General features: G+C 62.5%; 27 protein-coding genes. 21 read left to right on the top strand and 6 right to left on the bottom strand.

Features of this window, described 5'->3' with window-relative positions; genetic code table 11:
* Positions 1-34 precede the first annotated feature (34 nt).
* Positions 35-1,051: a carbon-nitrogen hydrolase family protein gene (locus tag ACR9ZQ_RS11805; protein WP_310386539.1), complete on the top strand. Its 1,017-nt coding sequence runs from the start codon at positions 35-37 to the stop codon at positions 1,049-1,051.
* A 196-nt stretch (positions 1,052-1,247) separates the two neighbouring features.
* On the opposite strand, the gene ACR9ZQ_RS11800 is transcribed toward ACR9ZQ_RS11805, so the two are convergent.
* Positions 1,248-4,589, bottom strand: coding sequence for a hypothetical protein (locus ACR9ZQ_RS11800; protein WP_481427858.1), 3,342 nt, complete (start codon positions 4,587-4,589; stop codon positions 1,248-1,250).
* 75 nt (positions 4,590-4,664) lie between these two features.
* Entirely contained in the window at positions 4,665-6,782 is a 2,118-nt protein-coding gene (locus tag ACR9ZQ_RS11795) for a lysozyme family protein (RefSeq protein ID WP_481427857.1), read from the bottom strand.
* Between the two features lie 970 nt (positions 6,783-7,752).
* On the opposite strand from ACR9ZQ_RS11795, the gene ACR9ZQ_RS11790 reads away from it, so the two are divergent.
* From ACR9ZQ_RS11790 to ACR9ZQ_RS11780, 3 genes are all read left to right on the top strand, one after another.
* Positions 7,753-8,004, top strand: a complete 252-nt coding sequence (locus tag ACR9ZQ_RS11790) for a hypothetical protein (RefSeq protein WP_025669550.1) — start codon at positions 7,753-7,755, stop codon at positions 8,002-8,004.
* A gap of 211 nt (positions 8,005-8,215) precedes the next feature.
* Positions 8,216-8,419 (top strand): hypothetical protein, encoded by a 204-nt coding sequence (locus ACR9ZQ_RS11785; RefSeq protein ID WP_007816197.1) that lies wholly within the window; start codon positions 8,216-8,218, stop codon positions 8,417-8,419.
* Positions 8,416-8,811, top strand: coding sequence for a hypothetical protein (locus tag ACR9ZQ_RS11780; RefSeq protein ID WP_481427856.1), 396 nt, complete (start codon positions 8,416-8,418; stop codon positions 8,809-8,811). The genes ACR9ZQ_RS11785 and ACR9ZQ_RS11780 overlap by 4 nt, the downstream gene beginning before the upstream one ends.
* Before the next feature lie 295 nt (positions 8,812-9,106).
* Here the strand turns inward: ACR9ZQ_RS11780 and ACR9ZQ_RS11775 are convergent, their stop codons facing one another.
* On the bottom strand, positions 9,107-9,940 hold the full coding sequence (locus ACR9ZQ_RS11775; RefSeq protein ID WP_310386547.1) for a hypothetical protein: 834 nt from the start codon (positions 9,938-9,940) through the stop codon (positions 9,107-9,109).
* A 195-nt stretch (positions 9,941-10,135) separates the two neighbouring features.
* Between ACR9ZQ_RS11775 and ACR9ZQ_RS11770 the strand changes: the two genes are divergently transcribed.
* From ACR9ZQ_RS11770 to ACR9ZQ_RS11720, 11 genes are all read left to right on the top strand, one after another.
* Positions 10,136-10,942, top strand: a complete 807-nt coding sequence (locus ACR9ZQ_RS11770) for a hypothetical protein (protein ID WP_481427855.1) — start codon at positions 10,136-10,138, stop codon at positions 10,940-10,942.
* 492 nt (positions 10,943-11,434) lie between these two features.
* Positions 11,435-12,022 (top strand): thioredoxin family protein, encoded by a 588-nt coding sequence (locus ACR9ZQ_RS11765; protein WP_481427854.1) that lies wholly within the window; start codon positions 11,435-11,437, stop codon positions 12,020-12,022.
* A gap of 108 nt (positions 12,023-12,130) precedes the next feature.
* Positions 12,131-13,762 carry an FAD-dependent oxidoreductase gene (locus ACR9ZQ_RS11760; protein WP_481427853.1) on the top strand — a complete coding sequence of 544 codons (1,632 nt, stop codon included), beginning with the start codon at positions 12,131-12,133 and terminating at the stop codon, positions 13,760-13,762.
* Complete coding sequence (locus tag ACR9ZQ_RS11755; protein WP_310386558.1) at positions 13,759-14,085, top strand: 4Fe-4S binding protein; 327 nt, start codon at positions 13,759-13,761, stop codon at positions 14,083-14,085. The genes ACR9ZQ_RS11760 and ACR9ZQ_RS11755 overlap by 4 nt, the downstream gene beginning before the upstream one ends.
* 13 nt (positions 14,086-14,098) lie before the next feature.
* On the top strand, positions 14,099-14,935 hold the full coding sequence (locus ACR9ZQ_RS11750; RefSeq protein ID WP_310386559.1) for an ABC transporter ATP-binding protein: 837 nt from the start codon (positions 14,099-14,101) through the stop codon (positions 14,933-14,935).
* Positions 14,936-14,951: 16 nt separating this feature from the next.
* On the top strand, positions 14,952-15,809 hold the full coding sequence (locus ACR9ZQ_RS11745) for an ABC transporter permease (protein ID WP_310386561.1): 858 nt from the start codon (positions 14,952-14,954) through the stop codon (positions 15,807-15,809).
* A gap of 26 nt (positions 15,810-15,835) precedes the next feature.
* A complete protein-coding gene (locus ACR9ZQ_RS11740) occupies positions 15,836-16,870 on the top strand; it encodes an aliphatic sulfonate ABC transporter substrate-binding protein (protein WP_310386563.1) in 1,035 nt (344 codons plus the stop codon).
* Positions 16,871-17,249: 379 nt separating this feature from the next.
* A complete protein-coding gene (locus tag ACR9ZQ_RS11735) occupies positions 17,250-17,546 on the top strand; it encodes a helix-turn-helix transcriptional regulator (protein ID WP_481427852.1) in 297 nt (98 codons plus the stop codon).
* A 305-nt stretch (positions 17,547-17,851) separates the two neighbouring features.
* Complete coding sequence (locus ACR9ZQ_RS11730) at positions 17,852-18,439, top strand: hypothetical protein (protein WP_481429299.1); 588 nt, start codon at positions 17,852-17,854, stop codon at positions 18,437-18,439.
* Between the two features lie 2 nt (positions 18,440-18,441).
* Positions 18,442-19,668, top strand: coding sequence for an HlyD family secretion protein (locus ACR9ZQ_RS11725; RefSeq protein ID WP_310386565.1), 1,227 nt, complete (start codon positions 18,442-18,444; stop codon positions 19,666-19,668).
* A gap of 161 nt (positions 19,669-19,829) precedes the next feature.
* On the top strand, positions 19,830-20,144 hold the full coding sequence (locus tag ACR9ZQ_RS11720) for a hypothetical protein (protein ID WP_310386567.1): 315 nt from the start codon (positions 19,830-19,832) through the stop codon (positions 20,142-20,144).
* On the opposite strand, the gene ACR9ZQ_RS11715 is transcribed toward ACR9ZQ_RS11720, so the two are convergent.
* On the bottom strand, positions 20,105-21,034 hold the full coding sequence (locus ACR9ZQ_RS11715; protein ID WP_481427851.1) for a LysR substrate-binding domain-containing protein: 930 nt from the start codon (positions 21,032-21,034) through the stop codon (positions 20,105-20,107). The genes ACR9ZQ_RS11720 and ACR9ZQ_RS11715 overlap by 40 nt on opposite strands.
* Before the next feature lie 113 nt (positions 21,035-21,147).
* Here ACR9ZQ_RS11715 and ACR9ZQ_RS11710 point away from each other — a divergent pair, with 113 nt between their 5' ends.
* The 3 genes from ACR9ZQ_RS11710 to ACR9ZQ_RS11700 are packed head-to-tail and all read left to right on the top strand — an operon-like array spanning position 21,148 to position 22,919.
* Positions 21,148-21,894: a 3-oxoacyl-ACP reductase family protein gene (locus ACR9ZQ_RS11710; protein ID WP_310386571.1), complete on the top strand. Its 747-nt coding sequence runs from the start codon at positions 21,148-21,150 to the stop codon at positions 21,892-21,894.
* Positions 21,895-21,923: 29 nt separating this feature from the next.
* Positions 21,924-22,523, top strand: coding sequence for an NADPH-dependent F420 reductase (locus ACR9ZQ_RS11705; protein ID WP_405049755.1), 600 nt, complete (start codon positions 21,924-21,926; stop codon positions 22,521-22,523).
* A 12-nt stretch (positions 22,524-22,535) separates the two neighbouring features.
* Entirely contained in the window at positions 22,536-22,919 is a 384-nt protein-coding gene (locus ACR9ZQ_RS11700; RefSeq protein ID WP_310386573.1) for a limonene-1,2-epoxide hydrolase family protein, read from the top strand.
* 39 nt (positions 22,920-22,958) lie between these two features.
* Here the strand turns inward: ACR9ZQ_RS11700 and ACR9ZQ_RS11695 are convergent, their stop codons facing one another.
* Together ACR9ZQ_RS11695 and ACR9ZQ_RS11690 are read right to left on the bottom strand one after the other, a co-directional pair.
* Positions 22,959-23,582 (bottom strand): LysE family translocator, encoded by a 624-nt coding sequence (locus tag ACR9ZQ_RS11695; protein WP_310386575.1) that lies wholly within the window; start codon positions 23,580-23,582, stop codon positions 22,959-22,961.
* Positions 23,583-23,825: 243 nt separating this feature from the next.
* Positions 23,826-24,026, bottom strand: coding sequence for a hypothetical protein (locus ACR9ZQ_RS11690; protein ID WP_310386577.1), 201 nt, complete (start codon positions 24,024-24,026; stop codon positions 23,826-23,828).
* Between the two features lie 178 nt (positions 24,027-24,204).
* On the opposite strand from ACR9ZQ_RS11690, the gene ACR9ZQ_RS11685 reads away from it, so the two are divergent.
* The 3 genes from ACR9ZQ_RS11685 (at position 24,205) to ACR9ZQ_RS11675 (ending at position 25,877) form a co-directional block, all read left to right on the top strand.
* Positions 24,205-24,345 (top strand): hypothetical protein, encoded by a 141-nt coding sequence (locus ACR9ZQ_RS11685; protein ID WP_310386579.1) that lies wholly within the window; start codon positions 24,205-24,207, stop codon positions 24,343-24,345.
* A 310-nt stretch (positions 24,346-24,655) separates the two neighbouring features.
* The gene (locus tag ACR9ZQ_RS11680; RefSeq protein ID WP_007826392.1) at positions 24,656-24,901 is read left to right on the top strand and encodes a hypothetical protein; all 246 of its coding nucleotides are present in this window, start codon (positions 24,656-24,658) and stop codon (positions 24,899-24,901) included.
* Positions 24,902-24,977: 76 nt separating this feature from the next.
* A complete protein-coding gene (locus ACR9ZQ_RS11675; RefSeq protein ID WP_113325356.1) occupies positions 24,978-25,877 on the top strand; it encodes a transglutaminase family protein in 900 nt (299 codons plus the stop codon).
* Positions 25,878-25,916 lie beyond the last annotated feature (39 nt).

The raw sequence follows: 25,916 nt of genomic DNA, 5'->3' as shown, positions 1-25,916 counted from the left end.
GGGGAACATGCGTCCGTGACGGAAAGGCCTGACAATGACCCGAAACGGAAACTTCAAACGCAGGATACGCGCCCGCGCCGCAAAGACCGGCGAATCCTATACTTCAGCCCTCAGCCACATCCGCGCACCGCAAACAACATCCCGAACAGAACCGCAAACGGATGAGCCCGCCGGCAAATCCCTGCGGCTGGCCGTCGCGCAGACGACGGTCCGCCTGGACCCCCGCGATGCCGACGCCTTCCGCGCCAACGGCGCCGAAATGCGCCGCCTCATGCGCCAGGCGCACGATGCCGGCGCCCGGCTTCTCCACTTCCCGGAGGGAGCGATCTGCTTTCCCCACAAGCGCATCCTCTCCGAGATCGGTCCCACCGAGATCGGCGCTGCCGACTGGAGCCGGTTTCAATGGGAGGTTCTGCGCGAGGAACTGGAGGAGACGAGAAAGTTTGCGGCCAAACTGAAACTCTGGACGGTCTTCGGCGCCGCCCACCAGCTGACCCCGCCGCACCGGCCGCATAACAGCCTCTACGTCATCTCCGACCGGGGCGAACTGGTGACGCGTTATGACGAGCGCCTGCTCTCCCGCACCAAGATTTCCTTCATGTATTCGCCGGGCAATATCCCCGTCACCTTCGAGGTGGACGGCATCCGCTTCGGCTGCGCCGCCGGCATGGAGGCGCATTATCCCGAGATCTTCATCGAATATGAAAGGCTCGATGTGGACTGCGTGCTCTTCTCGACATCGGGAGAAACACCCTCCGCAGCGCCGCCCTTTGCCGCCGAAGTGTTGGGCCTTGCCGCCAGCAACACCTATTGGGTCAGCTACGCCTCCCACGCCCCGCAGAGCGTGATCGCGCCTTCGGGCATCGCCGCCCCCAATGGCCAATGGGCAGCCCTCTGCCCAGCGGACGGCACGCCCGGCATCGCCTTTGCCGACATCACCACCAATCCGGAGAACCCCGCGCGGCCCTGGCGGCGCACCGCCCGCGGCGATCTCTACCGGCTGCACCAGATCGATGGGGATCCGAGAAGCGACAGCCGCGAGGCGTTCTGAAGTCCATCGAAACTGGCGGACCATCAGTCCGCCAGTTTTAAATTGCCTGAACTATTGGACTTGCACGCCTTTCCGCCATTGATCAGCGAGAGTCAGACCTGGTACCGGCACACCCTTTCCCCAGTGATTGTCGGAACAGATTGGCCCACGGCGGGCTCCAGATAGAGCGGTCCGCGGCAGCGGAGCGTCATCTTCCTCAGCGCCGGCCGAGCAGCGCGTCGAGGAGCCGGCGCCAGTGCGGTAGGCTTGCGAAGGCTGTCGGCAGGCGAGCGCCGGCTGCGAGGCCGGGCACGCCCGATTTCTCGAGCGCATTGTTGAGCGTGAAGCCAACGGTGAAGAGGCCGGAGCGGTTGAGGCCTTCGGTTGCCCAGATAGTGGGGTCTTCGGGCAAGGCTTGGCCGGCTTCCAGCGCGCTCAGCGCGTGCAGGAAGGCGCCGATCGTCGTCATGCCGGTGATGGCGCCGAGGAGGCGGGTCTGGTCTTCGGGCAAGCCGCGGAGCAGCACGCGCTGGTTGGAGGCGATGGCGAGCGATCGGAACCGCTGGAGGGTGCGGCCGAGGGGTGTTGCGGCGAAGAGCGGCGTGTCATCGTCGCCGCTTGCGGAGGTGAGGGAGCGGGTCTCCTTGTCGATTGCGGCGCGCAGCGCGCGGCTGATGGTGGCGGCAGCGGTGTCGTCGCCCCGGCTTTCCGCGTTGGCGAGCCTGATGCCGTCGAGGGTCTGGCCGTGGCTGGCGAAGAAACGGCCGAGGTCTTCGGCGCGCTCATTGCCGAAGCCGATTGCGTCCATGTAGGCGCGCTCGCCTGGCGGCAGGGAGGCGAAACCGTCTTGGGTGGCCTTTTCGGCATTGGCCAGGATGCGGTCCTCGATGAGGCGCGTGGCAAGCGTCTTCTGGAAATCGTCCCAATGCATGAGGCCTGTCAACAGCGGGCGGCCCTCGGCCATATTGGCGAGGAAGCGGCCGAAGACGGGGCCATCGGCATAGGGGTCGGTGATCTGGGCAAGCGCAGCCATGCGCGACGCCAGGATCTTTTGCCCGATGGCGCCGGCACGCCCCGCCTCCTCCATGCCGAGGCCGGCGGCGGTGACGCCGCGCAGCATCGGGTCGATCGCATCCTTCATAAAGCCGGTGAAGCCCTGCACCATCAGCGGGCGCACGGCATCGGCAAGCGCGCCGATCGATGCGCCGCCCATCGTCCTGATATAATCGAAGACGCCGGCGTCGGCCCGGATACGCGCCCAGCTCGTATCCTGAGCTTCGGGCCGGGCATTGCCGCGCAGCATGTCGCGCACGGCCTGCAGGTCTGCGATATCGGCGCGCTCGCGTTCATCGAGGCGCTGCAGCGCGGCCGGATCGCCGCCTGTCAGATTATCACCCGCCAGATTATTACCGGCCGGATTATTGCCGGTTTGCGCGCGCAGGTCGGCATAGTCATGCCGCACCCGCTCGAAGGCCTCCTCCATGCCGGGCGAGCCGAAGCGTTCGGCAAGCTCGATATCGGCGGCCATGGTGCGGGCGTAGCGGCGGCCGATGCGACCGGCGTCGTCATCCAGGAATTTTTCGACGAGCGCGTCGGGAATGTCGAAGCTGCGGCCCTTCAACGGGCCTTGGGCGGCAAGGGTGATGTCAGGCGGGAAGCCCCCCGTCGCCCGGCCCGTCAACCTGTCGTAGACGTCATCGACGATGCCATTCACATAATCGGCGCGGGCGGCAGGATCATGGAGTTCGGGCGCGGTGCGGGCGGCATGATCGTTTATCCGGCTTTCGAAATTGCTGCGCACGCGGGGGCCAGTCTTCGCAGGGCCAGTCTGCTCAGGGCCGGTCTGCTCAGGACCAGCCTTTTCGGGGCCAGCCTTTTCGGGACCGATCTCCCCAGGGCCAGTCCCGTCACCGCCACCGGCATCATCCGGCTCGATGCCGACGAGGCCGATGGCAAATTTATAGAGGCCCGTCTCGAGTTGCTCGGCCGCGAAATGGGGCAGATGCTTGAGAAAGTGGCCGGCACGATGGGAGAGGCCGGACTTGCCTCCGGCCGCAGCGCCGCTCTCGGCCGTTGCGGCTTGCGGATCGGCTTTGGCGCCCTCGGGGCCTGAAAGCGTCTTTTGCTTTTCAGCTGCCTCGCGCGCTGTTGCAGCCGAAGCCTGCCCGTCGAAATAGCCGTGCAGGATGCCCTTGAATTCCTGTTCGTTGGCTTCGATCGCCTCCCGGTTCCACAGGCGCGAGAAATAGGCGCTGGCGCCGGCGGCATCGACGTCTTTCGGCAGCAGCCCCGTTTCGATCGCCCTCTTGGTCAGGGGCTCGACGACATGAGAGCGCCAGGCGCCGGCGGCGCGCGCAACAGCTGGAATATCACTCTGGCCGCCGCGGCGCATGGCACGGCCGACGTCTTCGTGGAATTCCCGCTCCGTCATCGCCAGCCCGGCCTTGCGGGCATCGATATAGGCGGCGCGGTGGGCCTCGACGGCCTTGTCCAGGGCGCGGCGGGCAAATTCGGGAAGTGTCTCGGCGGCGGCAGCGCCTGCACCGGCGGCATTCCCGGCCAGTGTCTCCTTGAAGAGTGGCGTCTTCGACAGGTAGACGGGGTTTTCCATCATCTGCGCGCCGATATCACGCAGGGCGGCGGAAGGGCTGTTCTGCATGCGCAGCAGCGGGTTGAGCTCGGCCGTCGTCATTGCGCTAGTCGGGGCGGCCGTCGGGGCCGCTGGCGCGGCCTTGGCAGTATCCGGTACCGCATTGCCGGCAATGGAGGGATCGGCGGATGACACCGGCCGCAGATCGGCGTCACCGGCAGGCCGGGGAGCGGAAAAGCCCGTCATTTCAGCATGAAGCGCGTTGGTGGCCGCGTCGAAATCCGATGCCTTGGCGGCATCGAAGGCGCGCGCGGCGGCGGCGTGTTCCAGCTGCGTCAAGCGAGCGGCATGGCGCGTACCGAGCAGGCCCGCCGCAATAACCGAACCGCCAATGCCCACCAGCAACTCATCGACCGTGCGCAATTGCTGGCTGAAGTGCAGGCCTGCCTCCTGCACGCTGTTGGAGACGACAGCAGCGCGCCCCATGCTCAACGCCGACCGGGCGACGGAAAAGCCGCCTCTGCCGGCCCTCACCAGCCCGCCGCCGGGAATAAAGGTGGGCAGATCGGCCGTGCTCGCCACGATATTCATCACCGCGCCGATCATTCCGGCTCGATCCAGAATCTCGCGGTCCCTCCTCTCCTGATCGATATCCGCCTTCACCGCATCCATCGCGCGTTTGTTGAAGACATGGACGAAATGATCGAGATACTCCTCGTAGCCTTTCAGGTTCTCGCGATCGAAGGTGTTAAAATCAGGATCGATGTCGAAATAGTGTCCCGTCGCCATCTCATAGAGCTTGTGAGACGAGGCCACCGAGACGACGAGATTATTCTGCCGGAAGGCGGCGCCGGTCGTGGTGAGGATATCAGGTCTTGGGGCGGGAAGCTTCCTGCCGATCCTCTGCGACATGAGATAATCGGTTTCCAGCGGTGTTCCCGGGCTCGCCCGGCTTTCATCGAATGGCATGGATCACTTCTTTCTTACGAGATTCGGCGACGGGCGAGCGCGGCTTTCAAGCGGCGGCGCGGCTTTGGCGGGGGATCAAGGCGCGGGTTTGGGAAGCAGCCACGTCAGCGGATCCGTTATCGTGTGCATCAGGATGCGCGAGAACAGCTTATCTTGCAGCCGTTCCTGCTCCTCCTTCCGGTTCTCCGCCTCACCTTCAGCGATCTTTTTGTCCAACGCCGCATCCCCGGCGGCTTTGATTTCGTCCGCGGTCGGCGGGTTGGCGAAGAACGGCTTGCGGTAGTGCTCCAGCTCGCCCTTTTCATTGACGAACTGGACCTGATAGTGGGGCCGCTTGCCGGCAGCGATGTCGATCTCGGTGTCGCGGTCAGCGTAGAGGAAGATCTTGCCGTGCTTGATGCCATCGCGAGCAAACTCTTCGTTCAACTGCTTCCAGATATAGTCATGGGAACCAGTCCCATCGTCGGGGTAGAATTTTTCCGGGGGCAGATGCATCAGCACATCTTTCCCATCCGCGGAGAATTCCGACACGCCGTAAAGGCGCTGGAGGCGTTCATTGGCAAGCGTCAGGCCTGGCCCCACATCGCCGGCATCAAAGATGCTTTCCGTCAGAATCTGCTTGTAATCGCTGATGATCGCGGCTGCCTGTTTCTCATTGCCCAAGCTCGTCCAGGAGACGATACCCTTGCGGTAAAGCGGCTTGATCAATTCCTCCGTCGCCAGATAGTCGATCGTGCCCTTCATCCACGGGGTGTCCATCATCGCCTTGCGCTGGCGCACCTTTTCGGGATCCTTGAGGTCGATGATGCGCTGTACCGCCAGTCCCGGCTCCATGTCGATGTCGCTTCGGTAATACTCGTAGAGGACGGCAGCGTCGGCAAGTTCTGTCCCGCCCGGCATGCGCGCCAGCGCGCCGTGATCGGCGGACGAAATCCAGTTTGCGCGTTCGAGCGCTTTTTGCACGCTGGCCGGATCACCCCTTGTCAGATTGCGGCGCAGATCGGCAAAGACCGGCGTCGGCACCGCACCCGTCTGGCTGATCAGTTTCAGAAGCTCCTGATCCTGCTTCTCCGGCTCGACGACAGCCGCAACGATGGCGCTCCACACATTGTCGTTGGCCTTGCGGCCCTCTTCGCTATAGGCGTCGATGACGAGCTTTTCGGCCGCAAAGGCCTGCAGACGGAGGTTCGTCGCCAGCGCCTCCCGGCGCTTCTCGTCCAGCATGGCGAGCAAGTCGGGCTTTTCGGCGTGATCGATCACGGTATCAGCATGGATATCGCGTGCAGTCAGCGTCGTGTCGCCATTGGCGATGCGCAGGCGGGTGGCTTCGGCCTGCGCCGTCTGAGCGGCTCTGTCGCGCACCGTCTGCGCGGCTGCAGCGGTGCGGGCGGCATCCGCAGCACTCTCGCGGATCTCGTCGGCGTAGGCCGGCGGCAGGCTTTTCAACACGCTTTCCACGGCCGGCGAGAAGCGCGGCCCGGCAGGCTGCGGCGGCACTGCTTCGCTGCCGGGTGTCGCGGCGGGAGCCGCCGTCGCGACAGGCGATCCGGAAGGTAATCCAGACGCAGCCCCCGCCGCGGCAGAAACAGCCAGCGGCGCCGACCGCGCCGCCCCCATGCGCCTGGCGAACTCTTCGTCGGAAATCTTCTTCAGGCCTTCGCAGGTCGTCTCCAGCTCATGACGGATTTCGGTGTAATTGCCGTCCTGGATATCGCGCATCAGGTCGCGGCCGGTTTTGGTGCGGTAACTGGCCTGGGCCACCCACGCTGCGGCGCGATCCTGCGAGGCCGGCGAAAAATCCGTCAGGCCGAGCGCCTTGGCCGCCATATCCCAGGTGCCCTTGACCATCTGGTAGCGGCCGGTCGCCGTCGTCGTGCCGTCGGCGCCGATAAAGCCGGGATGGGCGGCATAGTCCGTGATGCGCTGGCCGCCGTTCATCAGGTCGTAGGAAGGCGATTCCGTGTCCGAGATGACGGAGAGCAGCGCATATTGATCATGGCTCAAGCCCGTCGCCGCAAACTGCCCCGGCGCGGGATTGGAGGCGTTGAAATGCGCAGCGTCGGCGCTCGCCGCCTTCTTGAGATCGGGCTTCAGCCTGTCGAGCAGGATCATGTGATCCTGTGGCGTGATGTCGGCAACGTGATCGGTGGCGTATTTCGCGGCCCTGATCGGGTCGTTCTCGGCGATGCGCAAGGCAGACTGCAGGCGAACGTTGCTGATATAGGTCGCGCTCAAGCTGCGTGCGCTGCTCGCCCCAGCCTTCCTTTGCGCCGCGCGCATCAAGCTCCTGCAGGCCGCGGCCGACGAAGCCATTCCAGCGCGTTTCATCATCGGGCGTCTGGATCGCCTGTCGCGAGTAGTTTTCGGCCGCCGCCGTGTGTTCCTGCAGCAGCCACTTCTTCGTCTCGTCGGCTTTCTTGATCATGCCGGAGCGCAGCGCGTCGGTTTCGTAGGCGGCAACCTGCTTGTTGAAGAGGCCCGTTTGCGCCGGCGACATCTTCGCGACGATATCGCGCTTCAGGCCCTGGACGCTCTTCTGGTAGGCGTCGAACCCTTCGACCGCCTGCCGTCCCTGCGTGTTCGCATAACCAGTATCGGGATCGTAAAGCAGCTTGTCTTTTGCCTGCAGCCACTGATTGGCGCCATCGCTGACGACGGCCTCATCCCGCATCTGCTGCACACGCTGCACCGCTTCGGCCGCGACATCCATGCCGCTCGCAACCGACTGCAGCCCTTTGCCGATCGCCGAGCCGAAGGCATCGGCCGTCGCGCCGCCGACAAGCGTTTCGGTATATTCGGGCCGCAGCGCAACGCGGTCCTGATTTTCTTGATAGAGGGGAACCTTGACCAAATCCGCGGCCTTTCTTCGTCGTATTGCTGATCACAGCGAACATCGGCAGGAAAGGTTGAGTCCGAGACAGACGACCGGAGAAAGCCAGGTCTCATCGAAGCCCGAGAACTCCTGGGCTGCATAGACTGAAGAATAGGCAGGAGGACTTCTCCACTCCTTCCGGAAAAGGTCAGATCTTCTGGATGTCAGGTAATTGCCCGCTGGTTGAATGCCGGCCCCGACCAATTCGGCCAGCACGCGCCGTCAACCGCGATTTTTTTTCGCTGTCAACCGTTCGCACCCTATCCATGACGCCAAACGAGGAATGGCATCATGGATGAGACCACCCGCAACGAGCTTGATAAACTCCACGGCAGGATCAACGATTTGAAGGAGCGCGTCGTCTCGCTGGAAGCGCAGCAGCCGCATATCAACGCTGCCCTGCTGCGCATCGAAGGCAGCGTCGAAAAGCTCGCAAACCGCATCGGCAAGGCGCTCTGGGCAGTCGTCGCCATCGTGCTGACACCGCTCGCAGGCCTGCTGATCAAGGCGATCGCCTCCGGCGCGCTCGCCCGCTTTCTCTAGAGCAATTCCAACAAAAGTGCCTAGTGGTTTTGTGTCCGGAATTGCGGAAAATAAAGAGAGCAATTCCAGCAAAAGTGCGCAGCGGTTTTGCGTCCGGAATTGCGGGAAAACAAAGAGATAGAGAATTTTCCTGATTCAAATTCTCTGAATTCAGCCTGACAACTCTTCCCAGGCCATCCTGCCGCCATTCATCACCATCAGGGCAGCAGACATGACCCTCGTCTTCATCCGCATTCTCCTGCGTTACCTCGCCGCCGTCCTCGTCACCCGCGGGCTGATCGCACCCGATCTCGGCGAGATGATCTCGCGCGATCCCGATATCGCAATGGCCCTTCAGGTCACCTCGGGCGCGCTCATCGCCGCGCTCGCGGAAGGCTGGTATTACCTCGCCCACAAGTTCGGATGGGCGAAATGAAGTGGCTGGCCGACCTGCTGCTCGGCGGCATCATCGAGAAATTCACCGGCCCGCTGCTCGCTGCCTATCAGGCGAAACTCTCGGCTGAGACCAATCAGCAGAAGCTTGCCGCCGATGAAGCGATCAAGGGCATCGAGGCAGCCCGCGACATCGCCGTTGCAGAAGCCGCCGACCGCTGGAGCGCCACCCGCCTCGGCCGCCTGCTCATCGTCATCCCCTTCGGGCTCTGGTGGGCGGCGATCTACATGGTGCAGATCCTCAATCCCTGGTTCGGCCTCCATCTCGTCGTCGTCGACGTGCCGCCGCGCATCAATGACATGGCGCTGGTGCTGATCCCGGCCATCGTCATCGGCGATGCCGGCGCGCTGCTCGCGCGGCGGCTCAAGAGATAGAACAATTCCAGCAAAAGTGTGCATCGGTTTTGCGTCCGGAATTGCGTGAAAAGAAAGGAGCAATTCCGTGTTTCGAAGAAAACGAAATTGCTCCGGCAGGACACCACCTCAACCATTCCCTGCGATCATCGCCCCATCAAGAGAGCGACGGGTTGGGGGCCGAATTCCTCCGGTGAGCTTGCGAAACGCGTTCGGCCGGCGCCAGGCGCTCTCTTGATACCCCCTTTCGGGAAAAGCTCGTAATCACGTGGCAAGTGCCGACAATGGCCGCCTTCGGCCCGAAGCGTTTGAAATTTCACGATGAACCTGAAAGGATACGGATAGCGCGGTCGAATATCTTCTGATCGACATGTCCTGCGCCAGGAATGATTTCCATTCTCCACGCAAGTTGTCCCCCGGATGAGGTCGCAAGTCCCTGGCAAAGCTTAAAATGCCACATGCCGCGTGCAAGGCGATGTGGGCCTTGCGCCATGGCTTTTTCGTCGCGTGGAAGATCAGAAGCTGTTCCATCGCAGTCGCACTCCCCAAGTAAGATGGTCAAGCGTGTGCCGAAATATCGGTTGAGTGCGACGGCATCCAGATCAAGACCACCCATTCCGCTCGGATACGCGACTTCCAGATCGGGCAGCATATAGATTCCACTGTTCGATGCGACCGCCTGGTCGACAAGGACGGCTCCGTTGAGTGCCAGATAACGGAGAACAAACTGGGAGCCTGCTGAGTTGCCGAATAACCCAAAGGTTTCTCGGCGCGATCCCAAGCTGTCTCTGACGTGTTTGAACAGCCTGTCTATAATGCCGAAGGTCCAATGTTCCCGCGGAAGGACCGCAGCGTCAGGGCCATCGGGCCTCACATTTCCATAGTTGTAGGCATATACATCTGGAAACGCCTCCATATCGAATTCAGGAACGAGAACGATCATTTGGTGGAGGTCTGCGGGTTGCGCGAGTACATCTCGAAAATCGGATGCTTTACGGTCAAGTCCGTGCATTCCAACAGCGATACGGGTGTCGGCGGTGATTTTGTCCGGTAGGAAATAGAAAACGCGCAGAGACTGCCGCTTCCCTGCTGCGTGGTCTTTGAACAAAAAAGAGCCAAAGCGATCGCTCGCAGAAAATGTGTCCAACATAACCATCGATCCGTCGTTTAGAACTTTGCTGAAATCACATGAAATTACGGATCAATTACCCTGTTTGCAACGTTCACTTGCGGCGCGAATCTGCCCTTGTGCCTTACCGGCATCTCCCGGCGAATTTCGCAAAAGCCTTCGTTCACCTATGCTTATTCTAGGCCCGCTTCGGTATCAGGAGAGAAGACGTCCACCATGCCTGCCAACCTGTACGAAACCGACAGCACGCTGACCCTGGTCTCTGCCGAGGAACGGCCGGATCTCATCCCCTCCTTCGCCGAGCTGGGTGCGGCCGTCTGGCCGAAATTCATCGGCGGCGACGCGGTCGTCGAAAGAGACTGGGACAACCTGTTTTCGGAGCGCCTGCGCCGTCACCAGTTTCTTATCCTCGACCGGGACGAGCAAGGAAACGAAAAGGTTCTGGCGATATCGAACAGCATTCCCTTTGTCTGGCCCGAGCCCGATGACGACACCTCCCTGCCCGACGAGGGATGGGATGCGGTTCTCACCAGTGGCGTTGAAGCCGCCAGATCCGGACAAAGAACCAACGCCCTCTCCGCGCTCGCCATTGTCGTGGCGCCCGACATGCGCGGCTCGGATCTCGCCGAACGCCTGATTGCCAACATGAAGACGAGCGCTAGGCAAAACGGCCTCGAAGCGCTCGTCGCACCCGTGCGGCCGACGAAGAAACCGGCCTATCCGCTGACTTCCTTCGCCGATTACATGGGATGGACGACAGCCAACGGCGCGCCCTTCGATCCCTGGCTGCGCAAACATTGGCAGCTCGGCGCCCGGATCGTGAAAATCGCGCCGTGCTCGATGCGGGTTGAGGCGCCGCTGGCGCAATGGACGGAATGGAGCGGGCTGCGCTTTCCGGTGTCAGGGCCGTATCATGTGGAAGGCGGGCTGGCGCCGTTGATGGCAGATTGCGGTGACGGCATCGGGCTGTACGAGGAGCCGAATGTCTGGATGCGGCATGGGCTGGAGGATTCCGGGCGGTGATGCGGGCCTGACTGTCAGGCATGTCTCCGAACACCTGTCAGGGCCTGAAGTAGAGCCGTTTTGCCGTGTGGCCCCCTCACCCTAACCCTCTCCCGTTGGGTAGAGGGGACGAAGCTCACGACGCCTTCGAGGAGGCGGAAACGGTGCGGCACATCCCTTCTCCCCATCGGGGGTCCGAAGGACGGGTCGAGACCCGTGGCTCGACCCCGGTCAGGTGGCCCGAAGGGTCGGATGAGGGGGCCGCGCGGCACAGCCTGTCCTCATCTCATCAGCGAATATCACCTGATACTCCTATATCATTTCAGGCATCGACGGAAAGGCATACCGAGTCCTCGCCACCATCCCATTCCCACCCTCACCCCAAAAACTTTCCACGATCGTCCCGCATAGCAGAAAGCTATTTCGCTAAAGCGCCATCGAAGCAAATGTCTTCCGGTTCAAACTTCATAAAGTTTATAGATTATATCGTTTTAACCCATCAGGAGGATTTCCATGCCCAAGACAGCGTCCAATCCCATCGAGCTCGGCACCCGCGCCGCGGACTTCATTCTGCCGGATGCCAAGGGCGTGTTGCACAAGCTCTCCGATTTCGATGGCACGCCGGCCTTGCTCGTGGCCTTCATTTCCAACCGTTGTCCCTTCGTGCAGCTGATCCGTAATGATCTCGCCGCCTTCGTCAGGGAATATGAGGCAAAGGGCCTGCGCGTCATCGCCATCAACAGCAATGATGCCGAGGCCCATCCGGAAGAAAGCCTTGCCGCCGTCGGCCAGGAAGCCGAGGCGATCGGCTACACCTTCCCCTATCTGAAGGACGAGGCGCAGGCTGTCGCGAAAGCCTACGGCGCGGCCTGCACGCCTGACCTTTTCCTCTTCGATGGCGCCCGCAAGCTCGCCTATCATGGCCAGTTCGACGATGCCCGCCCCGGCAATGGCAAGCCGGTCACCGGCAAGGATCTGCGCGCTGCGGCTGATGCCGTGCTCGCCGGCGCCAAGCCTGCACTCGAGCAGACCCCGTCGATCGGCTGCAATATCAAGTGGACCGCAGGCAATGAGCCCTCCTGGTTCTCCAACGCTGCCTGATGCGGTCCAGCGCGGCAGCCCTGCAGCTGCCGCGCTCTTTTATCGTGACTCTTGGGCGGCAGTCCCTCCGGCTGCCGCGCGCCTTTATCATCACCTAGAGATTTTCCAATGTCGTTGAAGCGTAAGGACCTGGCGGGCAACGGTCCGTTGCATCTGCAGACGGACGTGCTTGTCCTCGGCGGCGGGCCGGCTGGCGCCTGGGCTGCCCTTTCGGCTGCGCAGAATGGCGCCCGCGTCGTCCTCGCCGACAAGGGCTATCTCGGCACCAGCGGCGCAACCGCACCGTCCAACACCGGCACATGGCTGGTCCCGCCGGGTGAAAACCGCGCCCAGGTCGTCGAGCGCCGCTGGCAGCGCACCGGAAATATCGCCGACCAGCGCTGGATGCTGCGCACCGTCGACCAGGCCTATGAAAACCTCTTGAGGCTTGCCGAATGGGGCTACCCCTTCCCCGACGATGAAGACGGTAAGCTCTATATCGCCAATCTGCGCGGCCCCGATTACATGGCCTTCATGCGTCGTCGGGTGCTGAAAGCAGGCATCACCGTCCTCAATCACCACCCTGCCCTCGAACTCTATTTCGATGGCGAAGCCGTCACGGGTGCAGCCGGCATTGACCGCCAGCGCGATCGGGAATGGCACGTCGATGCCGGCGCCGTGGTGCTGGCAACCGGCGGCTGCGCCTTCCATGAGCGCATCCTCGGTGCCGCCGCTCTGACCGGCGACGGTCACCTGATGGCGGCGGAAGCCGGCGCCAGCCTGTCGGGCATGGAATTCACCGGCAAATATACGCTCGCCCCCTATGGCTCATCGCTCAACAAGGGCCTGCCCTTCCGCTGGGCCTCCTTCTTCCGCGAGGATGGCACGCCGATCCTCGATAGCGACGGCAACCACCTGCAGAACGGCATCGGCGAGCGCGAAAAGGAAATCGCGAAAGCCATGATCGAAGCGCCCGTCTATGCTGTGCTCGATCAGGCCGAACCTGCCCTGCAGGACTGGCTGCGCCGCGGCCAGCCCAACTGTTTCGTGCCTTATGACCGCACGCCGGTCGATCCTTTCGCTCAGATGTTCCGCGTCACCTTCCGCGCCGAAGGCACGGTACGCGGCACCGGCGGCATTCGCATTGCCACATCCGATTGCGGCACCGATGTGCAGGGCCTCTATGTCGCCGGCGATGCCGCAAGCCGCGAGCCACTCGCGGGCGCCACGTCAGGCGGCGGCGGCCCCAATTCCTCCTGGGCGATCGCCAGCGGCTGGTGGTCCGGCCAGGGTGCTGCCGGCCACGCCAAGCGCCGCGGTGACAAGGCCTTCCGCAGCAATTCCAGCCCGCTCGGCCAGGCGGGTCTCCGCCCTGGCGGCACTGTGAAGGACACGCTGACGCCAAAGGATGTCATCGACAGCGTGCGGGCCGAGGTCACACCCCTGGAGAAGAACTATTTCCGCGAGGGCAGCCGCCTGCAGGCCAGCCAGAACAAGCTCGACAACCTCTGGGTCGATGTCAGAAACCATCTCTCCGGCGCCGGCCTCGACAGGCTGAAGGCGCGCGAGGCAGCAGCGATTGCCGCCCACGGCCGCTGGTCGCTCGCCTCCGCACTCGCCCGCAAGGAAAGCCGCGGCATGCACCGCCGCTCGGATTTTAGGGGTAACGACCCGGCATTCGCCCATTCCATCACCGTGCGCGGCGTCGATGACATCGTGGTCTCTTCCGCACCCGAAGCCCGCCAGGAGATCGCATCATGATCGAAGTCGTCTCCGAAAGCCGCTGCGTGGAATGCGATATCTGCGTGAAGGTCTGCCCGGCCAATGTCTTCGACGCGACCGATGGCGTTCCGGTCATCGCCCGCCAGGATGACTGCCAGACCTGCTTCCTCTGCGAAATCTACTGTCCGACCGACGCGCTCTATGTCGCCGAGCGCGCCGACGGTCCCCTCGCCATCACCGAAGAGGAAGTGGAGGAGCGCAATCTCTTCGGCAGCTATTCCCGCGCGCTCGGCTGGAAGCGCGGCAAACCGGGCGGATCACAATTCGATCCCACCCATCGCATCCGCGTCGCGCAAGTATGAATTGGAGAAGCTCATGGACCGCATCACCGTCACCGATGTCCGCAAGACCTTCCAGCTGAAGCCCGGCCAGTCGGTGCTGATCGACGGTCGCCCCTCAGACCGCGTCACGGTCTTGAACGGCATCGATCTCACGATCCGTAAGGGCGAGTTCATCACGCTGGTCGGCCCGAGCGGCAGCGGTAAGTCCGTCCTGCTCGATATTATCGGCGGCCTCACCGAAGCCTCCGATGGCATCGTCCGGATCGATGGCAAGCACATCGTCAAGCCGGACCCGAAGACCGGCTATGTCTTCCAGCAATATGCGCTGTTTCCCTGGCGCACCGCTCTCGCCAATATCGAATATGCGCTCGAGGTCCACGGCGTTCCCAAGCGCGAGCGCACCGAAAAGGCCCGCTACTTCCTCTCCCTCTTCGGCCTCTCCGGCTTCGAGGATCGTTTTCCGAACCAGCTCTCGGGCGGCATGCAGCAGCGCGTGGCGATCGCCCGCGCGCTTGCGACCGATCCCGAAGTCCTGCTGATGGACGAGCCCTTCGCGGCCCTCGACGCTCAGACCCGCGAGATCCTGCAGACCGAGCTCCTGCGCATCTGGGAAAAGATCAACACGACCGTCGTCTTCGTCACCCATTCGATCGACGAGGCGATCTACCTCGCCGACCGTATCGTCGTCATGACGGCGCGACCCGGCACGGTGAAGGAAATCATCGATATCGACCTGCCGCGCCCGCGCGATGGCGATATCCGCGCCAGCGCCGAGTTCAACGCCCATCGCGGCCGCGTCTGGGAAGCCCTTAGGGACGAAGTGAACAAGGCGCAGAAAGACTGGGCGCTTTCGCCGGCTTACGCCCACTGAAACCGGGAGAACTCTTATGGCCTATGTAACCGACAAGACCGTCCTCGGCGCCGAGCTTTCTCCCGCCCGGTCGAAGCGCACCACCCCGCGCGCCAGGCGCCGCATCGAATTCGGCGCCGCCACCTATGGCCTGCCGCTGATGGTGGTCTTCTTCGGCCTCTGGGAAATCGCGCCGCGCCTCGGCTGGCTGAACCGCATTTTCTTCCCGCCGCTCAGCGAAGTGCTGGAAGCCTGGTACGCGATGCTGCTCGACGGCACGCTCTCTGCCAATATCGGCATCAGCCTGCAGCGCGCCGCCATCGGTTTCCTGCTCGCCGTCGTCGTCGCCGTGCCGCTTGGCTTCCTCATGGGGCGCTATACGCTGTTCGAAAAGGTCTCCGACCTGCTCGTCCAGACGCTGCGCAACACCTCGCAATTCGCCCTTCTGCCGGTCTTCATCCTGCTGCTTGGTATCGGCGAGGCCTCGAAGATCGCCATCTGCTTCTATTCGTCGGTCTTCTTCCTGCTGATCAACACGATCTCGGGTGTCAAATCCGTCGATCCGCTGCTCTTGAAAGCCGCCCGCTCCATGGGCACGTCCGATCTCGACATGTTCCGCAAGGTCATACTGCCGGCGAGCATTCCCTCGATCGTCTCGGGCATGCGTCTTGCCGTCAAATCCTCGATCTTCGCCGTCATCGGCGCCGAAATGCTCGCCGCCAAATCCGGCCTCGGATTCCTGATCCAGCAATCGCAGCTGATGATGGAAACGGCCGACATGTATGCCGGCATCATCACCATGACTGCTATCGGCCTGCTCGTGAACTACCTGCTCGTCTGGTTCGAGCGCTGGGCCACTGCCTGGAAGGGCAGCTCCGAAATCTCTCACAACTGAATTCAACGTTTCTCAAGGGACATCACATGACACGCTTCAACCCATCCATCCTGCGCCGCACGCTGCTATCAGGCCTTGCGGCCCTCGCGCTCGGCAGCGCCGCGCCCACCGGTCCGGCATCCGCGGAAGACAAGCCCGAAATCATCCGTATCGGCAGCACGGCCCCCGGCCACCTGAAATTCATCCTCGAGCGCCATAGCGGCTCGCTCGCCAAGGAATTCGAAAAGGATGGCATCAAGGTCGAGTTCATCGCCTTCACCAATGGCGGCTCGGAAGCCACCACCGCGCTTGCCACGGGTGCCGTCGAGTTCATCTATACCGGCAACAACCCGGCGCTGCGCGTCGCCGCTGCGGGCGCGGATGTGAAGGCAATCGGCCTGTCTAGCTATGTGAAGGCCAACGGCTCGGCGATCATCGTCAAGACGGATTCCCCGATCAAGTCACTCGCCGATCTCAAGGGCAAGAAGGTTGCCTATCTCGCCGGCACGGTGCGCCACTCCACCTTCGCCAAGGCCCTGAAGTCCGTTAGCCTGTCGTTGACCGATGTCGAATCCCTCAACCTCGCCTTCGATGCGTCCGGCCCGGCGCTGGTGCGCGGTGATGTCGATGCCGTCGTCGAAAGCGGCGATGTCGCCGCCAAGCTGGTCGAAACCGGCCAAGCCCGCGTCATCCTCGATGCCTCCTCGCATCCGGAATGGTCGGCCCCCTTCGTCATCTCCGCCAATGGCGATTTCGTCCGCAAATATCCTGACCTCGTCAAGCGCCTGCTCAAGGTCGACATCGAAACCGCCCGCTGGGCCGATGCCCATCCGGAAGACACGATCAAGATCTTCGTCGACGAAACCAAGTCCTCGGAAAAGTCGGTCCGCGAAACCTACAAGGACAACGTCTTCTACCAGGACCCGAAGATCACCCCGGAAGCACTCGCCTCGCTGAAGAGCGAGGAGCAGTTCATGGCCGACGCCAAGCTCTTGAAGGGCTCCGTCGACTACGACAAGTGGATCGACACCAGCTTCCTCGACGCCGCCTACAAGGAAGTCGACGCCAAGAAGTCGAACTGATCGGTAAGGCAGCTCGCCCCCTCACCCTCCGTCATGCCCGGGTCTGGCCCTGATATCTGCAACGGCAGACATCAGGGACAACCGCGAATTTTACTTCACACCAAAAAGATGCGGCTGAAAGCATACCTGGATGCAAGAACCTGAAATCAAGCGAATAAGTGAGATGACATATTTAAGCCGTTGCGGATCTCAGCGGATTGGCGTCTCTGGCGTCGCCTGCAACTGATCTGGCATGATGCGCCGGCTACCTTACGTTCTATGCAACGAGCAAAAAGGTGCATCATGAACAGCAAATCCCAACCCACGGCTTTAGTCACTGGCGCGTCATCCGGCATGGGAAAAACCATCGCCGGACGCGCAATCCTCGCTGCCCGATCAGGTGAAGATCCTGATCAAGCGCCGCATCGCCAGCGGCAAGCCCGATATTGCCTATGTGGCCCGCGAAATGGGGATGAGCGAACGGACCCTGCAGCAACGGATCACCGAACAGGGCACAAGCTATCGCGGCCTGCTGGACGATGCGCGGCGGGAGCCCAGTCGCCATTTGCTGTCCGACGGGCAGAACGGCATCGAGGAGATCGCATTTCTGCTGGGCTTTCAGGATACCAGTTCGTTCTATCGGGCCTTCCGCGCATGGGAGGGGCTTACCCCGGCAGAGTGGAGAGATCTTCCCTGAAATTGTTTATCCAGCGCCACTCCACGATCGCGATTCAGCATGGCGAAAACCCGGTTCTCATCTGCCGAATACCGATAGAGGTCGTCTCCGCTTCCTTATCCTTGTCACACTCCGCCTGCAGCCCCGAATTTACGTCCCCTAGTTACTGTTACGTACTTTCGTGTTGCGCACAAACAGCCTAGACTTCAGGCCATACTAAAATGCCGTCCGGGGGGAACATTGGCATGAGGAATCAAAGCAAGACGACAAGGCCGCAGAGCCGCCACTGGACCGCCATCGGCCTGACCGTTGCGGCAGCAGCAACTCTGGCCGCGCAATCCGCATCAGCAGCCGATGACGCCGCGACCCAAGCCTATCACACCGCCCTCACCAACCACGTTCCCGGCTTCATCACCGCGCCCGGCCAGACCGACTATCTCTTCGTCCTCGTCATCGTGCTGATCCTGGTGATGATCCTTGCCATCGGCAATTTCTACTTCCAGCTCCATGCCGTTCCCGAGCGCATAGCGCACCGGGCCAACAAGGCGCAGCTGGAGATCGTCGCCGTGCTGGCGCTTATCTCGCTCTTCACCCACAATCACCTTTACTGGATCATCGGCCTGCTCTTGGCGATGATCCGCATTCCCGATTTTTCGACGCCGCTCTATTCGATCGCCCGATCGATCGCGAGGCTCGCCAGCCGGGATCCCGAAGCCGCCATCACCGCTGCAGCTCCCAATCACGCGGCTACGAGTCATGCAAGCTCCACTGCAGCCGCCCCGCCTCCCGTGGCCAATCCTCCAGCCACCCACGCCCCTGTCGCCGGCGCACCGATCGCGCCGGTCCCGGCCGCCGCCCATCCGCAGCCCGTTCAGCCGGCCGTCAAGCCCGGCGCACAGGAAGAGGGTATCTGACCATGCTGGAACTCATGCTCTGCTCGATGCTGACCATCTTCCCGGACTATCTCTACCGCCGCTATGTGCAGGGCAAGCGCATTGGCCGCGAGATCACGCTCTATAGCATGTGGTACGAGCTGCGCTGGGGGATCTCGGCCTGCCTCATGCTGACCATCTCGCTGATCACCATGATCTTCTATTTCCACCCCTCGACGAAAACCGTTACCGCCGTCTTCCGCACCGTCACCATCCTGCCGGAGGCCTCCGGCCGCGTCGATGAAGTCTTTGTCGGCGTCAACCAGAAGGTCGCCGCCGGCGCACCGCTCTTCAAGCTGGACGATTCCGCCCAGAAGGCGGCACTCGACGTGGCGCAGAAGCAGATCGCCGAAGTGGAAGCCGAAACCCAGGTGGCGCAGTCAGAGCTTGCCAGCGCCGACGGCCAGATCAAGCAGGCCGAAGGCGCCCTGCAGGTCTCGATCGACGAATTGCAGATGAAAACGCAACTCCTGAAGAACGATGCGGTCGCCCGCCGCGAGGTGGACCGGCTCACCAATACGGTCGAAAGCCAGCGCGGCATGGTGAGTGCCACCTATGCCAACAAGGAGACGCTGCAGACCAAGCTCGCCATTCTCCTGCCGGCACAGAAGGCCAGTGCCGAGGCCGCGCTTGCCGCAGCACAGGTCGAGCTCGACAAGACGCTGGTCAAGGCCGGGGTCTCCGGCACCGTGCAGCAGTTCACGCTGCGCCGCGGCGATGTGCTGAACACCATGCTGCGCCCGGCCGGCATCCTGGTGCCTGAGGAGGCCGGCCGCGGCACGCTGATTGCCGGCTTCGGCCAGATCGAGGCGCAGGTCATCAAGCCCGGCATGGTGGCCGAAGCCACCTGCATCGGCAAACCCTTCTCCATCATCCCCCTCGTCGTCACCGAGGTGCAGGATGTCATCGCCGCCGGCCAGTTGCGCCCGACCGACCAGCTGATCGACGTCCAGCAGCTGGCAAGACCGGGCACGCTTACCGTCTTCCTGCAGCCGCTCTTCCCCGGCGGCCTCGATGACGTGCCGCCCGGCAGCAATTGCATCGCCAATGCCTATACGAACAACCACGATGCGCTGGCCGACCCCAATATCGGCACGCTGAAATGGATAGGCTTGCATGTCATCGATACGGTCGGCGTGGTGCACGCCATGATCCTGCGCATGCAGGCCCTGCTGCTGCCTGTTCAGACGCTGGTGCTGACGGGGCATTGAGGAAATCGTTGGAGTTTGCTCCGCCAACGCCTCTTCCGTCATGCTCGGGCCCCGATATCTGCCGTGCGCAATATCAAGCACAAGGCCGGACGCCCCGGCCTTGCTAACTACCGCCCGTCCAGCCACCTATGGGGCGAACTCGCGCCTCATCCGAGACACTCATGCACCCTGCAGCCCTCGACTTCACCCACGCGCTTGCACTTATTCCCGAGGGCTACAGCGAAGGCAGCTTCGAGGCTGGCCGCTGGGGCGCCACCGTCAAGCGCTCGCCGGATGGCAAGCGCATCTGGCTCTATGCCGAGGATCTTGCTGGAACCGATATCGTCAGCTTCAACCTCTATCTCTTGGAGGCAAGCGGCAGCACGCTGAAGCCCTGCGAAATGTCGTCCGAGAAGGTGATCGCCTTCGTGCTCGGCTACCAGCCCGACAAGCAGGATCAACCCAAGCTGCCGGCGAAACGCTCTGCAAGCCGCTGACGCTGAAAACCCTCGATGACGAAATCGATGAACACCCGCGTCTTGAGCGGCAGTAGCGTCCTGTTGGCGTAATAGATCGAGATCGACCCGATATCGACATACCAGGAAGGCACGAGCCGGATCAATTCGCCGCTGTCGAGATGGGCAAGCGCATCGGGCTTGGAAAGCAGCGTCACCCCGAGCCCGAGAAGGGCCGCACTGCGCATGGCGGCAGGGTCGTTGACGACGATCTTTGGCGTGAGATCGACAGGCTGCTCCTCTCCCGCAGCGTTACGCATCTGCCGTTGCGGAATGCGCCCGGTATTGATGGATTTCATGACAATGCCGTCGAGCCCCGCAAGCCCGGCCGGATCGACAGGCGGCACGCGGCCCTGCATATAGGCGGGTGACGCCACCGCCACGAGATGGGCGGGCGCCAGCGGCCGCGCCACCACGCCCGAGGCAAGCTCGAAGCCGCCGCCGATTGCCGCATCGTAACCCTCCCCGATCAGATCCACCTGCCGGTTCTCGAACATCCATTCCGGCCGCACCAGCGGATAGCGTTTCATGAATTCAGGCAGCATGGGCAGCACGTAATCGATGCCGAAGGCCGGGCTGAGGCTGACTTTCAGGATGCCGGCCGGCTCCGCCTGCTCGTTGGAAATCTCGGCAATCGCCCCCTGCAAGCCCTCGAGCGGATCGCGCACCGACAGCAGGAAACGCTCGCCCGCCTCCGTCAGCGTCAGGCTGCGGGTGCTGCGGTGAAAAAGCCGGAGTTTCAGATTGGCCTCGAGCGCTGCGACATTGCGGCTCACCGCCGCCGGCGTTAGCCCGAGGCGTCGTGCAGCCCCCGAAAAGCTGCCGAGCTCGGCGCTACGCACGAAGGATTCCAGGCTAGCCAGACTTTCCATTGCTCATCACCTTCAAGGAACACTTGAAACTGATAGCGCACATTACCGGCTAATCAAAGGGGAATGGCAGTGCGATATTGGCTCCATCGAAACGAAATCGAAGGACCACCGAAATGACAGTCAACACGCTGAAAGAAAAGACCGCCCTCGTCACCGGCGGCTCCCGCTCCATCGGCGCGGCCATCGCCAGGCGGCTTGCCGCAGACGGCGCATCCGTGGCGCTGACCTACAGCGCCTCGCCGGAAAAGGCCGCCGCCGTGGTGCGCGAGATCGAGGCATCAGGCGGTCGCGCCATCGCCATCCAGGCCGACGCCGGCAATCCCGAAGCCGTGCGCGCCGCCGTCGCCAGGACGCAAGAGGCCTTCGGCTCGCTCGATATCCTCGTCAACAATGCCGGCATCGCCATCAACGGCCCGATCGAGGACATCAAGTTCGAGGATTACGAGCGCATGATCGCCGTCAATGTAACAGGCGTCTTCGTCGCCACTCAGGAGGCCGCCCGCCGCATGAAATCCGGCGGCCGCATCATCCATATCGGCTCATCCATGGTGCAATACGCCGCCTTCCCGACCGCCTCGCTGTATACGCTGACAAAGGGCGCCATCTCCGGTTTCAACCGCAGCCTCGCCCGCGATCTCGGGCCGAAGGGCATCACCGTCAACACCGTCCATCCCGGCCCCACCGATACCGACATGAACCCGGATGGCGGCCCGATCTCCGAGATCGTCGGTCCCGGTATCGCGGTTGGCCGCTACGGCAAGGACTACGAGATCGCCGGCCTCGTAGCCTATCTCGCCAGCCCCGAGGCAGCCTTCGTCACCGGCGCAGACATCCTCGCCGACGGCGGCTTCACAGCCTGATTTCAACACCAAACGAAAGGATCACTGTCATGTCCATCGGTATCATCGGCGCAGGCAATATCGGCGCCGCCTTCGCCCGGGCGCTGGCCCGCAACGGCATCTCCGCCACCATCGCCAACAGCCGCGGCCCGCAGACGCTGAGCGAACTCACCGCCGAGCTTGCCCCGCACATCACCGCCGGAACGATCGAACAGGCCGCCAAGGCCGATATCGTCCTGATCGCCGTACCCTGGTCGAAGCTACCGGCAGCGCTATCAGGCCTGCCGGATTGGGCCGGCCGCATCGTCATCGACGCCAATAACCCGATCGAGGCGCCGCTCTTCAAGCCGGCCGAACTGAATGGAAGGCTGTCGAGCCAGATCGTCGCCGATCTCGTGCCGGGTGCGCGCCTCGTCAAGGCTTTCAACCACCTCTATGCAAACCTCGTCTCCGGCGATCCCAAGGCCGAAGGCGGCAGCCGCGTGCTCTTCTATTCGGGAGACGATGCGCAGGCCAAGGCAGAGGTGGCTGACATCATCACCCGCCTCGGCTTTGCCGGCGTCGATCTCGGCCCGCTCAAGGTGGGCGGCGCCCTGACGCAATTCCCCGGCGGCCCGCTGCCGGCGCTGAACCTCGTCAAGTTCGGCTGAAGGAGGCCCGCCATGTCACCTCTCGAAACCGCGCAAACCTTCTTCGCCCACTGGAGCGCCAACCGCATCGACGAAGCCGTCGCCATGCTGAGCGATGATGTGCTCTACGACAACGTGCCTCTGCCCGATATCGTGGGTCGCGAAAACGTCCGGAAGTTCCAGGCCGATTTCGGCATCGGCACCGTCTTCAAGGTGGATTGGCAGGTCACCGAAATCGCCGTCTCCGGCAATGTCGTGCTGAACGAGCGCATCGATGTCTTCACCCACGAAAGCGGCGGCCACATTACTTTGCCGGTCATGGGAACGCTGACGGTGGAGGATGGCAAGATCACCGTCTGGCGCGACTATTTCGATCTTACGAGCTTCGAGCGGCAGTTGGCCGCAATCAAGCGGTAGCAACTCTAACCCCAGCTATGTCAGTGGCTGGGGCACCGCTCACTGTTGCTGAAACGCCAGCCGCACGCCAAGCGCCATATAGATCGAGCCGATGACCTTACCCTGCCAGCGGCCGATCGTCCGGTTCCTATTGAGCCAGCCGCGCACCAAGCCGGCGCCGATCGCGAGCGCCGAGGTTACACAAATGCTGAATGCCACGAAGATGATGCCGAGCAGCGCGAATTGCCCGATCACCGAACCGCTTTCGGGATGGATGAACTGCGGCAGGAAGGCAAGGAAGAACAGCGCCGTCTTCGGGTTCAGGATTTCCGTGAATATCCCCTGCCGGAAAGCCTTGCCGGGGCTGATCTCTGGGGCCGCCGCCATATCGAGATTGCCGGACTTTTCGATAAAGGCGCGGTATCCGAGGTAGATGAGATAGGCTACGCCGATATATTTGACCACCTCGAAGGCGAGCGCCGAAGTCGCAAGCAGGGCCGAAAGACCAAAGGTCGCCATGGTGGAATGGATGAGATCGCCGGCAGCAATGCCAAGCCCCGTTGCGATGCCGGCCCGCCGACCGCCGCTCACCGATCGAGCGAGAACCAGCAGTGTCGCCGGCCCGGGAATCACCATCAGCCCGAGCACGACAAGAACGTAAGTCGTCAAAACAGCGATACTCATCTTCGATTTCCGTTGATTGAAATACCCGCGTTCAAATTAACGGCTTCGGCCGCCGGTGCAATATTCGAAAAGTTTACGCCGCGACAGCTGCCGGGATCCCTATCCCGCGAAAAACGCCTTGCGCCGCGCAGCGAATAAGCGCAGGATTCCAATTGCTGGCAGCCACTTCAAGGGCGCTGCCGGTTCGGGCGTTAGCCCTGGCCCCAACGAAAGGAGGACACGATGTCTTCCGACTTTTATCCGTCAAGCCTGTCGCGCAATCTCATCCGAACGGGCGCGTTCGCCTACCGCGAGAATGTGGCGCTCGGCATTCTTAATCGTGCCGAAGATGCCGCCGGCGAACAGCAGGACGATCGCTTCGAATCCGCCAGCAGTTTCGTGGCTTTTCCCGATTTCAGCCGTGGGCCGCAGGCCGGCCGGGGGATGAATGCGCTGCGCATTCATTCATCTCGGCATTCCCCAAGGCAACCCCAAGGGCAATCGCGTCTTTCCACATCGGCAGCCTCTGACGAGCGTCCCGGCATCGGGCCCCTGCCCCTTTGATGCTGCAGCGACCGCGCCGCCAGCCGGCGGCTGGCCGCAATACCTGATCTGTCCCGCATCACCACACAAGGAGGAAACCATGGCGAAAGGCCAAGTCCGCAGCAACCGCGAAGTCCGAAAACCGAAGAAAGACCGCTCTGCCACGCCTGCACCTGCTGCCGCACCCGGCACGCAGGTCAAGATGGCAAGCAGCACCACGGGCAGCGACAAGAAGAAATAACGCCCGCTCCGGCGCGACGGCCGCTCGGCTGTCCCGCCCATCGTCAAGGATAGCAATATGACCACCGACAAACGCGCAGCGGAAAATCTCTTCCGTCCGCCGCAACCCGAAAAAGCCTCCGACGCCGGAAAGCTCCAGGATGTACGCAAGCGACTGCAGCAGAGACAGCGCGAACAACGGCAGGATGAACGCCGCCAACGCGCGATAACGCGGTCGACCCTACCCGCCGTTTCATCCTGAAATCGTCGACCCAGGAAGACTCTGATACCCGGATGGCTCGGCCATATCAGGAACGAGCAAGGACCATGAAGTGGCAGAATTCGACTATATGATCGAAGCCGGGCTTTACACCGGCAAGACATTGCGCAGCTCCCGCGGCCCCCGCTATAAGCGCTTCGAAACGGCCGCGGAAGCGGTGCGTTTTGCCATGGAAGACCTGCCCGGTCCGCAATTGCGCGGCTGTGTGCTGGAAGTGAATGAAGCCCGCTTCGACGAAAAGCAGATCCGCATGCTTTACGATGCGCCCGCCTATCCGCTTTCGCGCAGAGAGAAGTGACGGGCGCCCGCGGATATTTTCACCGCGGTCATGTTTCCCCATGGTCAGTGCCGCGTCATGAAAATAGGGAGGCAGGATGACGATTTTCTCCGTCCGCCACATCACGTCCTACCACTACAAAAGGCCGGTGCATTTCGGACAGCACCGGCTGATGTTCCGCCCCCGCGACAGCTTCGACCAAACGCTTCTGAGCTGCAGCCTCGATGTCTCTCCGGGGCCGGCATCCGTGCGCTGGATCCACGATGTCTTCGGCAATTGCATCGCACTCGTCGATATCACAGCCGCCTCCGCCGAACTGCGCTTCGAAACCGTCATCCGTCTCGAGCATACGGCGCAGGTTCCGCTCGATCTGGAGATCGACCGCAAGGCGTTGAGCTTTCCCTTCGCCTATGACGAGGACGAGGCGATCGATCTCGAACGCACCATCGTCAGGCACTATCCCGATCCCGATGACGAAGTCGGCAGATGGGCGCGGCAATTCGTGCCCTTGAGCCATCAGGCGCGCACCGGCCACATCCTGATGACGCTCTGCTACGCGATCCATGAGAGCTTCACCTATGTCAGGCGCTTCGAGCACGGCACGCAGGCGCCGCGCGACACGCTTCGGCTGCGCAGCGGCACCTGCCGCGATTTTGCGCTGCTGATGATGGAGGCGACCCGCTCCCTCGGTTTCGCCGCCCGCTTCGTCACCGGCTATGTCTATGTCGCCGATCGCGATGGCTCCATCACACTTGGCGGCGGCTCGACGCATGCCTGGTGCCAGGTCTATCTGCCTGGTGCTGGCTGGGTGGAATTCGATCCCACCAACGGCATCGTCGGAAACCGCGACCTGATCCGCGTCGGCGTGGCCCGCGACCCGCGCCAGGCCGTGCCGCTGTCGGGCAGCTATGACGGCGGATCGCGCGATTTCGACAGCATGAAGGTGCAGGTCAACGTCACCACGGAACAGGAATTCGATACCGCAAAGGCCAGGTGACGGAACGCCTGGCCCGCTGATGCATTCGCCTGCAGGACA

Source organism: Rhizobium sp. KNZ14-9A (genome assembly GCF_056755015.1).
Note: the sequence above shows the minus strand (reverse complement) of the source record. Positions and strands in the feature narration are given on the sequence as shown.

Bases quoted from the DNA above. Each gene is read 5' to 3' on its own strand.
- ACR9ZQ_RS11690 (WP_310386577.1), bottom strand. From the start codon at position 24,026: ATGAATGCGCAGCGCATTCATCCCCCGGCCGGCCTGCGGCCCACGGCT.
- ACR9ZQ_RS11755 (WP_310386558.1), top strand. From the start codon at position 13,759: ATGATCGAAGTCGTCTCCGAAAGCCGCTGCGTGGAATGCGATATCTGC.
- ACR9ZQ_RS11720 (WP_310386567.1), top strand. From the start codon at position 19,830: ATGCACCCTGCAGCCCTCGACTTCACCCACGCGCTTGCACTTATTCCC.
- ACR9ZQ_RS11725 (WP_310386565.1), top strand. From the start codon at position 18,442: ATGCTGGAACTCATGCTCTGCTCGATGCTGACCATCTTCCCGGACTAT.
- ACR9ZQ_RS11805 (WP_310386539.1), top strand. From the start codon at position 35: ATGACCCGAAACGGAAACTTCAAACGCAGGATACGCGCCCGCGCCGCA.
- ACR9ZQ_RS11760 (WP_481427853.1), top strand. From the start codon at position 12,131: ATGTCGTTGAAGCGTAAGGACCTGGCGGGCAACGGTCCGTTGCATCTG.
- ACR9ZQ_RS11740 (WP_310386563.1), top strand. From the start codon at position 15,836: ATGACACGCTTCAACCCATCCATCCTGCGCCGCACGCTGCTATCAGGC.
- ACR9ZQ_RS11770 (WP_481427855.1), top strand. From the start codon at position 10,136: ATGCCTGCCAACCTGTACGAAACCGACAGCACGCTGACCCTGGTCTCT.
- ACR9ZQ_RS11710 (WP_310386571.1), top strand. From the start codon at position 21,148: ATGACAGTCAACACGCTGAAAGAAAAGACCGCCCTCGTCACCGGCGGC.
- ACR9ZQ_RS11800 (WP_481427858.1), bottom strand. From the start codon at position 4,589: ATGCCATTCGATGAAAGCCGGGCGAGCCCGGGAACACCGCTGGAAACC.
- ACR9ZQ_RS11750 (WP_310386559.1), top strand. From the start codon at position 14,099: ATGGACCGCATCACCGTCACCGATGTCCGCAAGACCTTCCAGCTGAAG.
- ACR9ZQ_RS11685 (WP_310386579.1), top strand. From the start codon at position 24,205: ATGGCGAAAGGCCAAGTCCGCAGCAACCGCGAAGTCCGAAAACCGAAG.
- ACR9ZQ_RS11765 (WP_481427854.1), top strand. From the start codon at position 11,435: ATGCCCAAGACAGCGTCCAATCCCATCGAGCTCGGCACCCGCGCCGCG.
- ACR9ZQ_RS11780 (WP_481427856.1), top strand. From the start codon at position 8,416: ATGAAGTGGCTGGCCGACCTGCTGCTCGGCGGCATCATCGAGAAATTC.
- ACR9ZQ_RS11790 (WP_025669550.1), top strand. From the start codon at position 7,753: ATGGATGAGACCACCCGCAACGAGCTTGATAAACTCCACGGCAGGATC.
- ACR9ZQ_RS11695 (WP_310386575.1), bottom strand. From the start codon at position 23,582: ATGAGTATCGCTGTTTTGACGACTTACGTTCTTGTCGTGCTCGGGCTG.
- ACR9ZQ_RS11700 (WP_310386573.1), top strand. From the start codon at position 22,536: ATGTCACCTCTCGAAACCGCGCAAACCTTCTTCGCCCACTGGAGCGCC.
- ACR9ZQ_RS11785 (WP_007816197.1), top strand. From the start codon at position 8,216: ATGACCCTCGTCTTCATCCGCATTCTCCTGCGTTACCTCGCCGCCGTC.
- ACR9ZQ_RS11775 (WP_310386547.1), bottom strand. From the start codon at position 9,940: ATGTTGGACACATTTTCTGCGAGCGATCGCTTTGGCTCTTTTTTGTTC.
- ACR9ZQ_RS11675 (WP_113325356.1), top strand. From the start codon at position 24,978: ATGACGATTTTCTCCGTCCGCCACATCACGTCCTACCACTACAAAAGG.
- ACR9ZQ_RS11715 (WP_481427851.1), bottom strand. From the start codon at position 21,034: ATGGAAAGTCTGGCTAGCCTGGAATCCTTCGTGCGTAGCGCCGAGCTC.
- ACR9ZQ_RS11705 (WP_405049755.1), top strand. From the start codon at position 21,924: ATGTCCATCGGTATCATCGGCGCAGGCAATATCGGCGCCGCCTTCGCC.
- ACR9ZQ_RS11745 (WP_310386561.1), top strand. From the start codon at position 14,952: ATGGCCTATGTAACCGACAAGACCGTCCTCGGCGCCGAGCTTTCTCCC.